We start from the raw sequence: 16255 nt of genomic DNA, 5'->3' as shown, positions 1-16255 counted from the left end.
TCAAGGAGGAAATAATCATGGCAGTTAAAGTTGGTATAAACGGATTTGGAAGAATCGGGCGCGTTGTTTTCCGTGCAGCTCTTAAAAACCCTAACGTAGAGGTTGTAGCAGTAAATGACCTTACAGATGCAAACATGCTTGCACACCTTTTAAAATATGATTCCGTACACGGAACTCTAAATGAAGAAGTAACAGTTGACGGCGATTACTTAGTAGTAGGCGGACATAAAGTAAAAGTTCTTGCTGAGCGCGATCCTGCTCAATTAGGCTGGGGAGATCTTGGCGTAGAAGTAGTAGTAGAATCTACTGGCCGTTTCACAAAGCGTGCAGACGCTGCTAAACATCTTGAAGCTGGTGCGAAGAAAGTAATCATCTCAGCTCCTGCCTCTGACGAAGATATTACAGTTGTTATGGGTGTTAACCATGAGAAATATGATGCTGCAAACCACCATGTAATCTCTAACGCATCTTGTACAACAAACTGCTTGGCTCCATTTGCAAAAGTATTGAACGACAGCTTCGGAATCAGACGCGGTATGATGACAACTGTTCACTCATACACAAATGACCAGCAAATCCTTGACTTGCCGCACAAGGACTACCGCCGTGCACGTGCAGCAGCAGAGAACATCATTCCTACAACTACTGGAGCTGCAAAAGCAGTATCTCTAGTATTGCCTGAACTAAAAGGCAAATTGAATGGTGGAGCTATGCGTGTTCCAACTCCAAACGTTTCTCTTGTTGACCTTGTTGCTGAGCTTGACAAAGACGTAACAGCTGAAGAAGTAAACAATGCTCTAAAAGCTGCTGCTGAAGGAGACCTGAAAGGCATCCTTGCTTACAGTGAAGAGCCATTAGTATCTGGCGACTACAACGGAAACCCTGCATCTTCTACAATCGATGCACTTTCTACAATGGTTATGGAAGGCAACATGGTAAAAGTAATCTCTTGGTATGACAACGAAACTGGTTACTCTAACCGTGTAGTTGACCTTGTTGACTATATCGCTCAAAAGGGACTTTAATCAAAAATATTCGTTTTGCGAAGCATTAACAAGCTGAATTTTTTCTCTGGAAAAACACCTCGACTTGTTGGATATTCAAATCGCTAGCGTCTATAATGGATAAGGGTAAAAGGGGAGCAGGGAAACATTCCCTCTCCCTTTTGTTTTAAGTAAAACTATTTAACTGGGATGGTGCTCAGCTCCGGAACCTGGAGGCTTGAATCTATGAGCCGTCAGGCAAGGCGTTCCCGCTTTTCCTGGTAAGGAGGTCCTTTTGCTATGAACAAAAAAAGCGTTAAAGATGTGGAGTTAAAAGGTAAGCGTGTTTTCTGCCGGGTTGATTTCAACGTTCCGATGAAAGAGGGGCAAGTAACGGATGAAACTCGCATCAAAGCAGCTCTTCCAACAATTGAATACTTGATGAACCAGGGTGCAAAAGTGATTTTAGCCAGCCATTTGGGCCGTCCGAAGGGTTCAGTAGTTGAAGAATTGCGATTAACACCAGTAGCAAAGCGTTTGTCAGAGCTTCTTGGCAAAGAAGTGAAGAAGGCGGATGAAGCATATGGCGATTCTGTAAAAGCTATGGTTGACACGTTAAATGAAGGCGATGTTCTGCTTCTTGAAAACGTGCGTTTCTATGCTGGCGAGGAAAAGAATGATCCTGAGCTTGCAAAAGCATTTGCTGAGCTTGCAGATGTGTATGTGAATGATGCATTCGGAGCAGCACACCGTGCCCATGCTTCAACGGAAGGAATTGCTCATCATCTTCCTGCTGTATCAGGCCTTTTAATGGAAAAAGAACTTGATGTACTTGGAAAAGCTCTTTCAAATCCTGAACGCCCATTTACAGCTATTATTGGCGGAGCAAAAGTTAAAGATAAAATTGGCGTAATCGAAAACCTGCTTGAAAAGGTCGACAACCTGATCATTGGCGGCGGATTAGCTTATACCTTTGTAAAAGCAAATGGCCATGAAGTAGGAAAATCACTATTAGAAGAAGATAAAATTGACCTTGCAAAATCGTTCATGGAAAAAGCGAAAGAAAAAGGCGTGAACTTCTACATGCCTGTTGATGTCGTGGTTGCAGACGATTTTTCTGAAGAAGCCAATATTAAAACAGTAGCAATTGAAGAAATCCCTTCTGACTGGGAAGCGCTTGATATCGGACCTAAAACGCGCGATATCTACAGCGATGTAATCCAGAATTCAAAGCTTGTCATCTGGAACGGACCCATGGGTGTATTCGAATTGAATAAATTTGCAGGCGGTACAAGAGCAGTGGCTGAGGCTTTAGCAGAAGCAAACGATACATATTCAGTCATTGGCGGCGGCGATTCTGCAGCTGCAGTTGAAAAATTCCACCTTGCTGACCGCATGAGCCATATCTCAACAGGAGGCGGTGCTTCCCTTGAGTTTATGGAAGGAAAAGCCCTGCCTGGCGTTGTTGCTTTAAACGATAAATAATTATGGTGACAGGCACCACCCGAAATTTGTCGAATATAGGACATTAATAAAAATGCATGAAAGGACGTGCAACATGCGTAAACCAATTATCGCAGGAAACTGGAAAATGCATAAAACACTTCCGGAAGCGAAAGTCTTTCTTGAAGAAATCAATGGCTTAGTGCCTGGGAAAGAGCAGGTAGATACAGTTGTATGTGCACCTGCACTATTCCTGGAGCGCCTGGTTGAAAACTCAAAGGGTTCAGATGTTGAAATCGGCGCACAAAATATGCACTTTGAAGAAAACGGCGCTTTTACTGGCGAAATCAGCCCGGCAGCTCTTGAAGACCTAGGGGTGAAATACGTAATCCTCGGCCATTCCGAACGCCGTGAAATGTTCAATGAAACAGACGAGTCCGTTAATAAAAAGACTTTGGCTGCTTTCAAATACAACTTAACTCCAATCGTTTGTGTCGGTGAATCCTTAGAACAGCGGGAAAACGGCGAGACAATGGATCTTGTAGGCTCCCAAGTTGAAAAGGCCCTTAATGGCTTAACTGAAGAGCAAGTAAAGCAGACTGTCATTGCGTATGAGCCAATCTGGGCAATCGGAACAGGCAAATCTTCTACATCTGCAGATGCGAATGAGGTATGTGCCCATATCCGTTCAGTCGTGGCTAAGCAATTTTCACAGGCTGCGGCAGATGCAATCCGCATTCAGTACGGCGGCAGCGTAAAGCCTGCAAATATTAAAGAATATATGAGCCAGCCTGATATTGATGGAGCTCTTGTAGGCGGCGCCAGCTTACAGCCTACAGACTTTCTTCAATTATTGGAGGCAGGCAAGAATGAGTAAATCTCCAGTTGCATTAATCATCTTAGATGGTTTCGCATTGCGTGGCGAACGGATGGGAAATGCCGTTGCCCAGGCAAAGAAGCCAAACTTCGAACGCTACTGGAATACCTACCCTAACGCAACGCTGACAGCAAGCGGCGAAGCAGTAGGTCTTCCGGAAGGGCAAATGGGTAACTCTGAAGTTGGCCACTTAAACATCGGTGCTGGCCGCATTGTTTATCAGAGCTTAACAAGAGTGAACGTGGCCATCCGCGAAGGACATTTTGAGAAAAACGAAACGTTCCGTTCTGCGATTGACCATGTGAAAAAGAATGGCACGGATCTTCATTTGATGGGACTTCTATCAGATGGCGGTGTGCACAGCCATATTCAGCACTTATTTGCGCTGCTTCGTATGGCCGCTGAGGAAGGCGTGAAGAATGTCTATGTCCATGGATTCCTGGATGGACGTGATGTTGGCCCGCAAACAGCAGCAGGCTACATTAAAGAAGCGCAGGGAAAAATGAAGGAATACGGAGTCGGAGAATTTGCGACGATTTCCGGACGCTATTATTCGATGGACCGCGACAAACGCTGGGAGCGTGTTGAAAAGTCTTACCGTTCCATGGTGTATGGTGCTGGCCCTTCATACAGCGATCCATTGGATTTGGTTGAAGATAACTATAAAAATGGTATCTTTGATGAGTTCATCATTCCATCTGTCATAACAGCTGAAGATGGGAAGCCGGTTGCAACGATTAAGAAGAATGATGCAGTTATTTTCTATAACTTCCGTCCGGACCGGGCCATTCAGATTTCGAACACGTTTACAAACAAAGACTTCCGTTCCTTTGATAGAGGGCCAGGACATCCTGAGAACTTATTCTTCGTTTGTTTGACCCACTTCAGTGAAACCGTTGACGGATATGTTGCGTTCAAACCGACGAACCTTGATAACACCCTGGGTGAGGTCTTGGCGCAAAATGGAAAAACGCAGCTCCGCATTGCTGAAACAGAGAAATACCCTCATGTGACGTTCTTTATGAGCGGCGGGCGTGAAGAGAAGTTCCCTGGTGAAGAGCGGATCCTGATCGACTCACCGAAAGTAGCTACTTATGACCTTAAGCCTGAAATGAGTGCTTATGAAGTGACGGACGCGTTGCTGAAGGAAATAGAGGCTGACAATTTCGATGCGATCATCCTGAACTTTGCCAACCCGGACATGGTGGGGCACTCAGGCATGCTTGAGCCAACGATCAAGGCAGTTGAAACGGTTGACGAATGCCTTGGCAAAATTGTTGACCTGATTATTTCAAAAGGCGGAAAAGCGATCATCACAGCTGACCACGGAAATGCCGATGAGGTAGTTACGTTAGAAGGCAGCCCGATGACCGCCCACACAACAAATCCGGTTCCAGTCATCGTCACACAGGATGGCGGAGAACTCCGTACAGACGGAATTTTAGGAGACCTTGCTCCAACTGTTCTGGACCTGCTTGGACTGGAAAAACCGGCAGAAATGACAGGAACTACTTTATTGAAAAAGTAATCGGTGACAGGTACCACCCGAATATTGTCGAAAATGATTTTTCATAAAAAAGGAGAGAATTACTATGCCATTTATCGAACAAGTATATGCACGTGAAGTATTGGATTCCCGCGGTAATCCAACAGTTGAAGTTGAAGTTTTAACAGAATCAGGATTCTTTGGACGCGCGATTGTTCCTTCTGGAGCATCAACTGGTGAGCACGAAGCAGTAGAACTTCGTGACGGTGACAAGTCCCGCTACCTTGGAAAAGGAGTTCAAAAAGCGGTAGACAACGTGAACAACCTGATTGCAGATGCTGTTATCGGCTTGGACGTAACAGACCAGGTTGGCATCGACCGCACAATGATCGCGTTAGATGGAACTGAAAACAAAGGCAAGCTGGGCGCTAACGCAATCCTTGGCGTATCCATGGCTTGTGCACATGCAGCTGCTGAGTCTGTAGGACTTCCTTTATACCGTTATCTTGGCGGCTTCAACGCAAAGCAGCTTCCAACACCGATGATGAACATCATCAACGGCGGATCTCATGCTGACAACAACGTGGACTTCCAGGAATTCATGATCATGCCTGTAGGCGCTCCTACTTTCAAGGAAGCCATCCGCATGGGTGCTGAAGTATTCCATTCATTGAAAAAAGTTTTATCTGGCAAAGGCCTGAACACTGCTGTAGGTGACGAAGGCGGATTTGCTCCAAACCTTGGTTCTAACCGTGAAGCTCTTGAAGTTATCATCGAAGCGATCTCTAACGCTGGCTACGAAGCTGGCAAAGACATCTACCTTGCAATGGACGTTGCTTCTTCTGAGTTCTATAACAAAGAAACTGGCAAATACGATCTTGCAGGCGAAGGCCGCACTGGTTTAACTTCAGAAGATATGGTTAACTTCTACGAAGAGCTTGTAAACGAGTTCCCAATCATCTCAATTGAAGATGGTCTTGACGAAAATGACTGGGAAGGTCATAAGCTATTAACTGACCGCATCGGCGGAAAAGTTCAGCTTGTTGGTGACGACTTATTCGTTACAAACACGAAGAAACTTGCTCAAGGAATCGAGCAGGGCGTAGGCAACTCAATCCTGATCAAAGTAAACCAGATCGGTACATTAACAGAAACTTTCGAAGCAATCGAAATGGCGAAGCGTGCCGGCTACACTGCAGTTGTATCCCACCGCTCCGGTGAAACAGAAGATGCTACAATCGCTGACATCGCTGTTGCAACAAACGCTGGCCAGATCAAGACTGGTTCCATGTCACGTACTGATCGTATTGCGAAATACAACCAGCTTCTTCGCATCGAAGACGAGCTTGGCGACTTAGCTGTATACGATGGCTTAAAATCTTTCTATAACTTGAGCAAGTAATCTTGCTTGTGCAGCCGTCCCGGGTGGGGCGGCTGTTTTTTTAATTAGATTGGCAAAGAGCTCTGAACGCACATAAACTATTTTTTAAATCTAAATGTAAAGCAGAAATGGGTAAATTAATTTAAGGACAGGATTTGATAGATGGAATCTGCCAGAGAAAATCACCAGATAGGCACTATTTAGCCGGTGCTCTTGTTCTGAGCCTTAAAATCTTATTGTTTATACAATCAAAATGTGATAAATTAATAATAATGTGATTGTACGTTTTCAGGAGGTGGCTTCATGCATACATTATTGATTACTCTTTTAGTCATTGTTTCGATTGCCCTTATTGTAGTTGTACTCCTTCAGTCTGGTAAAAGCGCAGGTCTTTCCGGTGCCATTTCAGGGGGAGCTGAGCAGCTTTTTGGAAAGCAAAAAGCTCGCGGAATTGATCTGGTTCTTCACCGCATCACGGTTGTTCTTTCTGTCTTATTCTTTGTACTTACTGTTTTAGTTTCTTATTTTGCGATATAAATGAATGCAGCGCCTGGCCTTCAGAAGGTCAGGCTTTTATTTTTCTTCGGCAGTTTTCGCTTAAGAAAGCTTTTTATTGGCATGTTCCCCCGCTGTTTGCTAAAAATAAGGAATGCAGATTCAATCAAACGTTTGATTATTAAAATTATAGGAATCATAAGATAAAAGGAGTTTTATCAATGAGAGTTGTTGCACCAAAACCGTTTACATTTGGAAATGGAAAAAGAGCAGTCCTGCTGCTGCACGGTTTTACCGGAAATACAGCAGATGTAAGAATGATGGCAAGGTTTCTAGAAACAAAGGGCTACACCTGCCATGCACCGCAATATAAGGGACATGGGGTTCCGCCCGAAGAGCTTGTTCATACAGGGCCGGAAGACTGGTGGAAAGATGTGATGGAAGGGTACGAATTTCTAAAAAACAAGGGACATAAAGAAATTGCAGTGGCCGGACTTTCCCTTGGCGGCGTATTTTCCCTTAAATTGGGTTACACTGTACCTGTAAAGGGTATTGTCCCGATGTGCGCACCTATGTACATAAAAAGCGAAGAAGTCATGTATGAAGGAATTCTGAGCTACGCAAGAGAATATAAAAGGCTTGAAGGAAAGACGGAAGACCAAATTGAGCAGGAAATGGATGAGTTCCAAAAAACACCGATGAATACATTAAAGGCACTCCAGGAGCTTATCGCGGATGTGCGCAATCATGTGGATATGATTTACTCCCCGACATTTGTTGTACAGGCACGACATGACCATATGATCAACACGGACAGTGCGAATATTATTTTCAATGAAGTGGAGAATGACTTAAAGAAGCTCAAGTGGTACGAAGAATCCGGGCACGTCATTACTCTTGATAAAGAGCGTGACCAGCTGCATGAAGATGTATATGAGTTTTTAGAAAAGCTTGATTGGGAAGAATAATAACAAAAGAAAATCTCCCTGAGGAGGGATGAAGATATGGAAAATAATATACAACAGCTGATCGACAAGCTGCTTCATTATATGAAGGATGAAGCCTATAAGCCATTGACGGTCCAGGAGCTGGAAGCCGCATTTGGAATTGAGGATTCCACAGGCTTCAAAGATTTCGTCAAGGCGCTTGTTGTCATGGAGGAAAAAGGGCTTGTTGTCAGAACGAGAAGCAATCGCTATGGCCTGCCTGAAAAAATGAACCTGATCCGCGGGAAGCTTTCCGGCCATGCAAAGGGATTTGCCTTTGTTATTCCGGAAGAGCAGGGAATGGATGACATATTTATACCGCCCAATGAAACAAATAATGCCTTAAATGGCGATATCGTTCTGGCCCGTGTGACGACTGAAAGTTCTGGCCAGAGGCGGGAAGGCACGATTGTGCGCATCTTAGAGCGCGGTGTGACACAAATTGTCGGAACGTATACGGAAAGCAAGCACTTTGGATTTGTTATTCCGGATGATAAAAAGTTTGCCAGCGACATTTTTATCCCTAAAGCAGCATCAAAAGGTGCGGTTGAAGGGCATAAGGTCGTTGTAAAACTGACCACTTATCCAGAAGGCAGAAAGAGCGCAGAAGGAGAAGTTATAGACATACTTGGGCATAAAAACGACCCGGGTGTGGATATCCTTTCTGTTATTCACAAGCATGGCCTTCCGCTTGAGTTTCCTGATGAGGTGCTTAAGCAGGCTGAAGAAACGCCGGATACGATTGATCCAAGTGAGCTTGAAAACCGCCGTGATTTGAGAAACGAAGTTATTGTCACAATAGACGGTGCGGATGCAAAGGATCTTGATGATGCAGTAATGGTTAAAAAAATGGATAACGGCAATTACAAACTTGGCGTTCATATTGCCGATGTCACATACTATGTCCGTGAGGATTCCCCGATTGACAGGGAAGCGGAAGAGCGGGCAACCTCTGTGTATTTAGTGGACCGGGTTATCCCGATGATACCGCATCGCTTATCAAATGGCATTTGCTCATTGAATCCAAAAGTGGACCGGCTTACCCTTTCTTGTGAGATGGAAATCACATCGGATGGAGAAGTAGTGAATCACGAGATTTTCCAGAGTGTGATTAAAACAACGGAACGAATGACTTATTCAGATGTGAATAAGATTTTAGAAGAGCAGGACGAAGAACTTATCAACAGATACCAACCGCTTGTGCCTATGTTCGAACTGATGAAGGAGCTTTCTCTAATCCTGCGTAAAAAGAGAATGCATCGCGGAGCCATCGACTTTGATTTTAAAGAAGCGAAGGTCATTGTGGATGAAGAGGGCAACCCGACAGAAGTCGCATTGCGCGAACGCTCGATTGCAGAGCGCCTGATTGAAGAGTTTATGCTCGCAGCCAATGAAACTGTTGCTGAGCACTTCCATTGGATGGATGTACCGTTCATCTATCGAATTCATGAAGATCCGAAGGAAGATAAGCTTAGAAGATTCTTCGAGTTTATCACCAACTTTGGCTATATCGTAAAAGGAACAGCCAATTCCGTTCACCCGCGGGCCCTTCAGGAAATCATCGAAGAGGTTCAGGGAAAACCGGAAGAAATGGTTGTCAGCACAGTGATGCTGCGCTCTATGCAGCAGGCGAAATACTTTGAAGAGAGCCTTGGGCACTTCGGGTTATCAACAGAGTTTTACACACACTTCACATCACCGATCCGCCGTTACCCGGACTTAATTGTCCACAGACTTATCCGCACCTACTTAATTGAAGGCAAGCTGGATCAGGCGACAAGGGAAAAATGGAATGTACAGCTGCCTGATATTGCTGAGCACTCTTCCAATATGGAGCGCCGTGCAGTTGAAGCAGAACGCGAAACAGATGAACTGAAGAAAGCGGAATATATGGCTGACAAAATCGGCGAGGAATATGATGGGATCATCAGCTCTGTTACAAACTTTGGCATGTTTGTCGAGCTTCCAAACACGATTGAAGGACTTATCCATGTCAGCTATATGACAGACGATTATTACCGCTATGACGAGCGCCAGATGGCGATGATCGGGGAGCGTACAGGCAATGTCTACCGCATTGGCGACGAGATTACAGTCCGTGTCGTTAATGTAAACAAAGACGAACGCTCGATTGATTTTGAAATCGTCGGCATGAAGGGCACCCGCAGACGGGAAACTCGGGAAGCGCCAAAAGTGTTCAAGACTGGCAGCACCGAGAAAAAGCCGCGCAGAGGGAAGTCTGATCAGGGCAAAGGAAACAGTTCAGGCGGTCCAAGAAAGAAAAAAGAGAAAAAGCATTACGAAAATGCGCCAAAAGCAAAGCGGAAGAAAAAGAAGCGGTAAAAGCGGGAGGGCCTTAAAGGCTCTCTCTTTCCTTCCCGGCAGGGCTCCTCGTTGAGAGGGGCACGCAATTTTGCTATAATAGAAGAACCGCTAGAGAACGGATGCTGCATTTCCTGATAACAGGAAAGGGGAGCAAAGGGGGATTCAACATGCCAAAAGGAACTGGCAAAATGGTTGCGCAAAATAAAAAGGCCTATCATGACTATGCTATAGAAGAAACATATGAAGCGGGAATTGTTCTGCAGGGGACGGAGATTAAATCGATCCGAGCGGGCAAGGTGAATCTGAAGGACTCATATGCAAGAATTCAAAACAATGAAATCTATCTTTTCGGCATGCATGTCAGTCCTTATGAGCAGGGAAACCGTTACAATCACGATCCGCTAAGGACCAGAAAGCTTCTCCTGCACAGAAAAGAAATCAGCAAGCTGATTGGTGAGTCGAAGGAAGTCGGCTACTCGATCGTTCCATTAAAAATGTACCTCAAGAATGGTTATGCAAAAGTTTTAATTGGCCTGGCGAGGGGTAAAAAGAAATATGACAAGCGTGAGGATCTGAAGAAGAAAGAAGCCAAGCGTGAAGTAGAGCGTGCTTTCCGTGAAAGGCAGAAAATGTAAATCCAGAACCTTACAATTGAAAAATCAGCTCAGTGTGCTATAATAGTAATTGTCACAGTGAGTGACACAAAACTTTAGCTCATCTATTTCGAGCTTATCCGAACGTCAGCGTGCTGAATAAGATTCTGCGCAGACCTATTATAATGGGGACGCTACGGATTCGACAGGGATAGTTCGAGCTTAGGTTGCGAGTCGAGGGGATCGGCCTCGTTAAAACGTCAAAGCCAATAACTGGCAAAACTCAAAACAACTTCGCTTTAGCTGCCTAATAGGCCTTTAGCGGTTCGCCCCTCCATCGCCCATGTGGTAGGGTAGCGGACTCACTCTTAGTGGGCTACGCCGGATTCCACCGCCTGAGGATGAAGGAAGAGAACAACCAGGCTAGCTGGCCGGACGCCCGTCGATAGGCATAAGGATCAGCGAATCGCGAATATATCGACTACACTCGTAGAAGCTTAAGTGCCGATATTTCTGGACGTGGGTTCGATTAATTATTAGTCGCCTTGTGTGGCAACACACAAGTGAAAATTCGGCTTTATCGGTGAAACCTAAGTCGCCTGACTGGCGATAAGGCAATGCCGAGCGGTATGTGGAGCAATCCAACAGCCGTGTATCGACTTATAGGCTGCCACAGAAGTGGTAGTACTAGGATGCGGAATTCTGCCTGATCATCAGGTAAATTTATATTTCGCATAATACGCCGAAGGACCTGTTAAGACAGGTTCAAGATATAGTCAGTGCCATGTCGAAAGCATGGAAGTGCACGTCCCACCGTCTCCACCAAATACATATTTGGTGGTTTTTTATTTGTCATTTTATATCTTAAAAAAGTCTTCTTCGAATAAAATCTTCAGTTTCAACTTCTCCACATCATATTTGCCATTTCTCGGAGTTACTCTATCATAATTATCAAGTATCCACAAAGCCCTGTTTCTCTTTTTATCCACTCTTAAGTAAGGTGATACTTGTTTTAGTACGAACATAACTTTTTCCTTTTGTTTAATATTCAGAGAGAAAGAATTTTTGTGAATACCCGGCTTGTAATTCTTTTTATTAATTATTGTCCCACCTGTTAATGTATGTAAATAGACTAGCAGCTCCTTATCAGTAGATGCTATTGTTATACAGGGCCGGCGATGCTCACTCGCATGCATCCTGGTTAGAGTGATTGTTCCTTCACCGTCTATAATTCCTGCAATATAAGCTGCTTCAAAACTTTCCATTTCCCATCCCCCAGTGTAAAATAAGAATATATGTTCCCTTTTTAGTATAACATAATATTTATAAATTTAAAATTCAGATAATTAGTTGACTTTCCCAATAGTGATAGTAGATAATACTTGTGAGTAATATAATGCAGACGGAGCTGTTATTTATGGGGCACAGAGGACGGAAAATAGGGGCCAGCGGGGAGCAGAGCCGCGCATTGCTTCTTGAAGTTGCCGCGGAGGAATTTGCGCAGAAAGGCTATTTTCATACAAAAATCAGCGATATTGTGAAAAGGGCAGGTCTGACCCAGCCCTCCTTTTACCTATACTTTGAAAGCAAAGATGCCATTTTCCAAGAACTGGTCGACTTGTTTCGCAGGCGGATATCTGAGCTTACTTCCAAGAGCCGTGTGGAAACTGGCGTTGATTTGTCATCATTGCCTGAACGAATAACAACAGGCTTAACTTCTATCTTTACATTTTTTATGGAAAACCAGAATTTGACCCGCATCGGTTTTTTTATGGCTTCGGATGCCGGCGAATTTAAGGAGATACTTGCTGGTCAAATTGAAGCCAACCTCTTGTCAGAACAGCAGGCAGGATACTTCAGGGAAGATGTTGATATGGGAATTGTCGCAGAGAGTCTGACAGGGATTATTGAACGCCTGACATTAACCAGATTATTTAAAGGGATAAAGACTCCAGAAGATTTAGCAAAAGAAATTGTCCATTTATTCCTTTATGGAATGATTAATAAAAGCAGCACTCAATGAAGACTTCTGAGGGGAACAGAATCTTTACGGGAGAGTGGAAAAGGGAATGGAAACCTGTGAGGGGAAAATTGATAAAGAATGGGTAGAGCTCATATTGACAGCCAAACAGCTGGGGTTAACAATTGAGGAAATACAGGACTTTATTAAACAATCCAAAAGTGGGTCTAATAAAGGCAGGATTCACGAAAATCATAAATAGCTTGATTATCCTCAGAACAATGGGAAGGATAGGAACAAATGAGGAAACTTTGGATACGGGGCACTTTTACGGGACTGCTGTCTGGAACTTTTCTGGGCTTATTTCTGAAAATGATTGAGATATCCACAGGTATAAAAGTGTACACATTGCTATTAAATGTGGATTACTTTCCGATTTTAAAAAACTATCATTTTCCCGAATTAGTCGAATTTGGATTTCATCTGATCATTTCAGTTATAGTGGCAATCAGCTTATTATTAATAATAAAAAAATACTGCTGGAACAGGACCCAAATCATCGTCCGTACATTATTTATCACCTTTTCCATAGGATTTCTTCTTTATCCGACGACTGGCTTATCTGATCGAACCCCTGAACTTACATCTTTACCTGCCCTATTTTTCTGGCTTCTAGGCCATCTGTTATATGGTCTGCTGCTTTCTTCGCTGTTTATAAAAAAGGGGAATTCTTAACTGAATTAGGGATAAAGGTCTTTTAATCCTTGTTAATATGTTTTATAGTGTTAGTAAAGATTTGTCTTATTAGGTGATGGAGTTCACCTTTAACCGCCTTTTGGCTAATGACTCCTGTCAGTTATGTGGTAACTGGCAGGAGTCTTTTTGTTTTGGGTAAACTAAGAGAAATGGAGGGTTCTGGATGGTTTATATACTGGTTGGCGCAGCAGGGTTTTTAGGTGCCTCATTACGTTACAGCATGGGTGTTTTTCTTTTTCAGGAAAGTGCGGTTTTTCCTTTCGCGACTTTGACGGTTAATCTTCTGGGAAGTTTTCTCCTGGCTTGGCTGACGACGGGCCTGATGGTTCGTTTTTCTTTGCCAGCTCATCTAAAAACAGCACTAGGAACTGGTTTTGTGGGATCCTTTACCACTTTTTCAACTTTAAGCGTTGAAACGGCAGCACTCTTTCTCGATGGAAAAACAGCTCTGGCCGTTTTGTATATCGCAGCAAGCATTTTTGGCGGATTATGGATGAGCCGATTGGGGTTTCAGGTCAGGAAAGGAGAAGAAACGGGATGAGTTCATTTCACGTTCTTCTAGTGGGGATTGGCGGTTTCTTTGGAGCAATTTCCCGGCTTTGGGTCAGTCAGTTCATTAGTAAAAGGTTTGTGTCGGGTTTCCCTGCTGCCACGCTTATTATTAATTTAATGGGTTCACTGCTTCTCGGAATCATGGTGGGCTCAGGAATAAAAGGCAGCCTTTTTATGCTTCTTGGCACAGGATTTATGGGAGCTTTCACTACTTTTTCTACATTTAAGCTGGAAGCGATACAGCTGCAATTCGATAAAAGGAAAAAGGATTTTATTCTCTATAATATATTGGGCTATGGAGGAGGAATTCTTTTGGCTTTTCTTGGTATTGAACTGGGATCCCTTTTTAGGTGAAGAGCAAGTGTTTATAGACATGTACTTAGGGAATTTTGTATGATAACCTGCCTCGAAGAATTATGTTATGATAACAAATAGCATCAAGGAGGTAATAAAATGTTTTGGGAATCTTATATAACAAATGATAAATTAGTCGATTTGGGAATCTCTATTGGAATACTTCTGCTTTTTCTCATTTTCCGCAAACTTTTTACTAAATATGTATTTGTTCTTTTATTAAAGCTGAGCAGAAAAGCGCCAAATGACTTTTTCTCTCATATATTTATTTCATTTCAGAAGCCGATTCAGTGGTTATTTATCATTATAGGAATCTATTTTTCAGTTGGCTATTTTCCATATCTAAATCAGCATAATTCCTTATTTCGAGATATAATAAGTTCTTCATTCATAATCTTGCTCACGTGGGGATTGTACAATATGGCAGCTGCATCATCTGCCCTTTTTACCAGCCTAAAGGTTAGGTACGGCCTGGAAATTGATGATATTCTCATTCCATTTATTTCAAAGGCTTTAAGGGTCGTAATTGTGGCGATCAGTTTTAGCATTGTCGCCCAGGAGTTTGGTTATGATGTGAATGGCTTTGTGGCAGGTCTTGGATTAGGCGGAGTCGCCATTGCGTTTGCAGCAAAGGATGTACTTGGCAATTTGTTTGGCGGATTCGTCATTATTACAGAAAAGCCATTCACAATTGGTGATTGGATTATGACGCCGAGTGTGGAGGGAACAGTTGAAGATATTTCTTTCCGAAGCACGAGAGTAAGAACATTCGCTCAGGCGCTTGTTACAGTGCCAAATGCTACGTTAGCAAATGAATCGATTACAAACTGGAGCAAGATGGGAAAAAGGCAAATCAGCTTCAGATTGCGCGTTACTCATGATACGACAAAAGATCAAATGGCGAATGTGGTAGGACAGATTGAGTATCTGTTAAAAAATCATCCGGATATACATCCGGAAACCATTCTTGTTACCTTTGACGACTACAAAGAAAATGGGCTCGATATATTCCTTTATTTCTTCACTAAAACAACAAACTGGGGAGAATTCCTTAAAATAAAGGAAGAAATCAACTTTGAGATTATGGACATTCTTGAAAAATGAGCGTGTTTATGTCGCTATGCCAAGCAGGAAGTTATACTTGGAACCTGAAGGCGAAAATCAGCTGAAAAAAGATTCCAGGGTGAGACAGGAATCATCCAGATAAAAAGGCGGGACCCTTGAGTCCGCCTTTTTATTTTGAAAATAGTTTATTCCACTCTTCGGCTTTCGCTGAAGCAAAAGAATCTTCTTTTACTTCTCCAGGCTTTACTCCGCTCCTCCAATGCCCAAGCAAAGGAATATCTAGGAATAAAATCAAGAGACTCCGTTAAAAGGCTTCTCCAATCTGTTAGCGGGAAGAAGGGAGGTGCGAACCGTGGAACTAAATATACATTGGATTTTTTTATTGACAATCCAAGTTCCCTCCATTAAAGTTAACTACGTTAATAGTTAAACAGTTGAACAGTTAAACGATAGAATAATCACACTGTGAGGTGAATATATAAGTGAGTGTGCAAGATATTAAGGATTTGGTCGACCGGTATATTGCCGTTTCTTTTTCTGTTGAGAAAAAGGCTGCGTCACTTGTAAAAAATCAGATTGGCAGCGATCTGACCAATGATCAGCATTTTACTCTGAGGTACATAAATCAGGCAGGCTCCTGTACTTCGTCAGAGCTTGCGGAAGTGTTTGATGTAAAAAAGAGTGCGATCACAGCCATGATTACGCGCATGTGGGAAAAGGGTCTGATTCAGCGGACACGTGATGAAAATGATCGCAGGGTAGTCTATCTGACACTTACCGAAAAAGGGAATGAGCTGTACGTCAAAGCAGAAGAAAAGATTCATAATCTTGTAGAGTCACTGATAAACAGATTTGATCAGGCTGAAATTCAGCAGTTCATTGAAACCTTTGAGAAATTGGATAAAGTATTATCGCAGTCTAACGGGCAGTGAGACTGCCGCCTCTAGACTCCTGGTAATCGAAGAATATGGCGGAAGACTAACAATCTGTGGGGGAAAA

The 16255-nt window shown here is 43.3% G+C and carries 16 protein-coding genes, 1 other RNA gene, 1 pseudogene and 1 riboswitch; of the genes and pseudogenes, 17 read left to right on the top strand and 1 reads right to left on the bottom strand.

All coding sequences use genetic code 11. The features are described 5' to 3' along the window. Positions 1-17 precede the first annotated feature (17 nt). The 10 genes from gap (at position 18) to ssrA (ending at position 11101) form a co-directional block, all read left to right on the top strand. Positions 18-1025: a type I glyceraldehyde-3-phosphate dehydrogenase gene (gap, locus tag BFI01S_RS06150; protein ID WP_061791818.1), complete on the top strand. Its 1008-nt coding sequence runs from the start codon at positions 18-20 to the stop codon at positions 1023-1025. A gap of 258 nt (positions 1026-1283) precedes the next feature. Next, the gene (locus BFI01S_RS06145) at positions 1284-2468 is read left to right on the top strand and encodes a phosphoglycerate kinase (RefSeq protein WP_061791817.1); all 1185 of its coding nucleotides are present in this window, start codon (positions 1284-1286) and stop codon (positions 2466-2468) included. Positions 2469-2541: 73 nt separating this feature from the next. Further along, complete coding sequence (gene tpiA / locus BFI01S_RS06140) at positions 2542-3303, top strand: triose-phosphate isomerase (RefSeq protein WP_061791816.1); 762 nt, start codon at positions 2542-2544, stop codon at positions 3301-3303. Next, positions 3296-4831, top strand: coding sequence for a 2,3-bisphosphoglycerate-independent phosphoglycerate mutase (gene gpmI / locus BFI01S_RS06135; protein WP_061791815.1), 1536 nt, complete (start codon positions 3296-3298; stop codon positions 4829-4831). Before tpiA ends, gpmI begins: the two co-directional genes overlap by 8 nt. A gap of 64 nt (positions 4832-4895) precedes the next feature. Then, a complete protein-coding gene (gene eno / locus BFI01S_RS06130) occupies positions 4896-6191 on the top strand; it encodes a phosphopyruvate hydratase (protein WP_061791814.1) in 1296 nt (431 codons plus the stop codon). 282 nt (positions 6192-6473) lie between these two features. Beyond that, complete coding sequence (gene secG, locus BFI01S_RS06125; RefSeq protein WP_061791813.1) at positions 6474-6707, top strand: preprotein translocase subunit SecG; 234 nt, start codon at positions 6474-6476, stop codon at positions 6705-6707. 179 nt (positions 6708-6886) lie between these two features. Then, positions 6887-7633 (top strand): alpha/beta hydrolase, encoded by a 747-nt coding sequence (locus tag BFI01S_RS06120; protein ID WP_061791812.1) that lies wholly within the window; start codon positions 6887-6889, stop codon positions 7631-7633. Positions 7634-7669: 36 nt separating this feature from the next. Further along, positions 7670-9994, top strand: a complete 2325-nt coding sequence (rnr, locus tag BFI01S_RS06115; protein WP_061791811.1) for a ribonuclease R — start codon at positions 7670-7672, stop codon at positions 9992-9994. A 149-nt stretch (positions 9995-10143) separates the two neighbouring features. Beyond that, positions 10144-10611: an SsrA-binding protein SmpB gene (gene smpB / locus BFI01S_RS06110; protein ID WP_009331807.1), complete on the top strand. Its 468-nt coding sequence runs from the start codon at positions 10144-10146 to the stop codon at positions 10609-10611. Positions 10612-10764: 153 nt separating this feature from the next. Further along, positions 10765-11101, top strand: a transfer-messenger RNA (tmRNA) gene (gene ssrA / locus BFI01S_RS06105). A 325-nt stretch (positions 11102-11426) separates the two neighbouring features. Here ssrA and BFI01S_RS06100 read toward each other — a convergent pair. Further along, on the bottom strand, positions 11427-11834 hold the full coding sequence (locus BFI01S_RS06100; RefSeq protein WP_061791810.1) for an LAGLIDADG family homing endonuclease: 408 nt from the start codon (positions 11832-11834) through the stop codon (positions 11427-11429). A gap of 131 nt (positions 11835-11965) precedes the next feature. Here BFI01S_RS06100 and BFI01S_RS06095 point away from each other — a divergent pair, with 131 nt between their 5' ends. The 7 genes and pseudogenes from BFI01S_RS06095 (at position 11966) to BFI01S_RS06070 (ending at position 16188) form a co-directional block, all read left to right on the top strand. Further along, positions 11966-12592, top strand: a complete 627-nt coding sequence (locus BFI01S_RS06095) for a TetR/AcrR family transcriptional regulator (protein ID WP_235831115.1) — start codon at positions 11966-11968, stop codon at positions 12590-12592. A 46-nt stretch (positions 12593-12638) separates the two neighbouring features. Then, complete coding sequence (locus tag BFI01S_RS22320; RefSeq protein ID WP_082804477.1) at positions 12639-12791, top strand: anti-repressor SinI family protein; 153 nt, start codon at positions 12639-12641, stop codon at positions 12789-12791. A 38-nt stretch (positions 12792-12829) separates the two neighbouring features. Further along, positions 12830-13264, top strand: coding sequence for a hypothetical protein (locus tag BFI01S_RS06090; protein WP_061791809.1), 435 nt, complete (start codon positions 12830-12832; stop codon positions 13262-13264). Between the two features lie 63 nt (positions 13265-13327). Next, positions 13328-13388, top strand: a riboswitch (Fluoride riboswitch). Positions 13389-13448: 60 nt separating this feature from the next. Then, positions 13449-13826 (top strand): fluoride efflux transporter FluC, encoded by a 378-nt coding sequence (locus BFI01S_RS06085; RefSeq protein ID WP_061791808.1) that lies wholly within the window; start codon positions 13449-13451, stop codon positions 13824-13826. Then, positions 13823-14191, top strand: coding sequence for a fluoride efflux transporter CrcB (gene crcB / locus BFI01S_RS06080; RefSeq protein ID WP_061791807.1), 369 nt, complete (start codon positions 13823-13825; stop codon positions 14189-14191). Before BFI01S_RS06085 ends, crcB begins: the two co-directional genes overlap by 4 nt. A gap of 99 nt (positions 14192-14290) precedes the next feature. Beyond that, positions 14291-15398, top strand: a pseudogene (locus tag BFI01S_RS06075) (mechanosensitive ion channel family protein). Positions 15399-15738: 340 nt separating this feature from the next. Then, positions 15739-16188, top strand: coding sequence for a MarR family winged helix-turn-helix transcriptional regulator (locus BFI01S_RS06070; RefSeq protein WP_061791806.1), 450 nt, complete (start codon positions 15739-15741; stop codon positions 16186-16188). Positions 16189-16255: the final 67 nt, after the last annotated feature.

The organism is Cytobacillus firmus NBRC 15306 (assembly GCF_001591465.1).
In the GTDB taxonomy this organism is placed as follows: domain Bacteria; phylum Bacillota; class Bacilli; order Bacillales; family Cytobacillaceae; genus Cytobacillus; species Cytobacillus firmus.
The sequence above is the reverse complement of the archived record's forward strand: the minus strand, read 5'-3'. Positions and strand labels throughout refer to the sequence as shown.

Bases quoted from the DNA above. Each gene is read 5' to 3' on its own strand.
- gap (WP_061791818.1), top strand. From the start codon at position 18: ATGGCAGTTAAAGTTGGTATAAACGGATTTGGAAGAATCGGGCGCGTT.
- BFI01S_RS06145 (WP_061791817.1), top strand. From the start codon at position 1,284: ATGAACAAAAAAAGCGTTAAAGATGTGGAGTTAAAAGGTAAGCGTGTT.
- tpiA (WP_061791816.1), top strand. From the start codon at position 2,542: ATGCGTAAACCAATTATCGCAGGAAACTGGAAAATGCATAAAACACTT.
- gpmI (WP_061791815.1), top strand. From the start codon at position 3,296: ATGAGTAAATCTCCAGTTGCATTAATCATCTTAGATGGTTTCGCATTG.
- eno (WP_061791814.1), top strand. From the start codon at position 4,896: ATGCCATTTATCGAACAAGTATATGCACGTGAAGTATTGGATTCCCGC.
- secG (WP_061791813.1), top strand. From the start codon at position 6,474: ATGCATACATTATTGATTACTCTTTTAGTCATTGTTTCGATTGCCCTT.
- BFI01S_RS06120 (WP_061791812.1), top strand. From the start codon at position 6,887: ATGAGAGTTGTTGCACCAAAACCGTTTACATTTGGAAATGGAAAAAGA.
- rnr (WP_061791811.1), top strand. From the start codon at position 7,670: ATGGAAAATAATATACAACAGCTGATCGACAAGCTGCTTCATTATATG.
- smpB (WP_009331807.1), top strand. From the start codon at position 10,144: ATGCCAAAAGGAACTGGCAAAATGGTTGCGCAAAATAAAAAGGCCTAT.
- BFI01S_RS06100 (WP_061791810.1), bottom strand. From the start codon at position 11,834: ATGGAAAGTTTTGAAGCAGCTTATATTGCAGGAATTATAGACGGTGAA.
- BFI01S_RS06095 (WP_235831115.1), top strand. From the start codon at position 11,966: ATGCAGACGGAGCTGTTATTTATGGGGCACAGAGGACGGAAAATAGGG.
- BFI01S_RS22320 (WP_082804477.1), top strand. From the start codon at position 12,639: ATGGAAACCTGTGAGGGGAAAATTGATAAAGAATGGGTAGAGCTCATA.
- BFI01S_RS06090 (WP_061791809.1), top strand. From the start codon at position 12,830: ATGAGGAAACTTTGGATACGGGGCACTTTTACGGGACTGCTGTCTGGA.
- BFI01S_RS06085 (WP_061791808.1), top strand. From the start codon at position 13,449: ATGGTTTATATACTGGTTGGCGCAGCAGGGTTTTTAGGTGCCTCATTA.
- crcB (WP_061791807.1), top strand. From the start codon at position 13,823: ATGAGTTCATTTCACGTTCTTCTAGTGGGGATTGGCGGTTTCTTTGGA.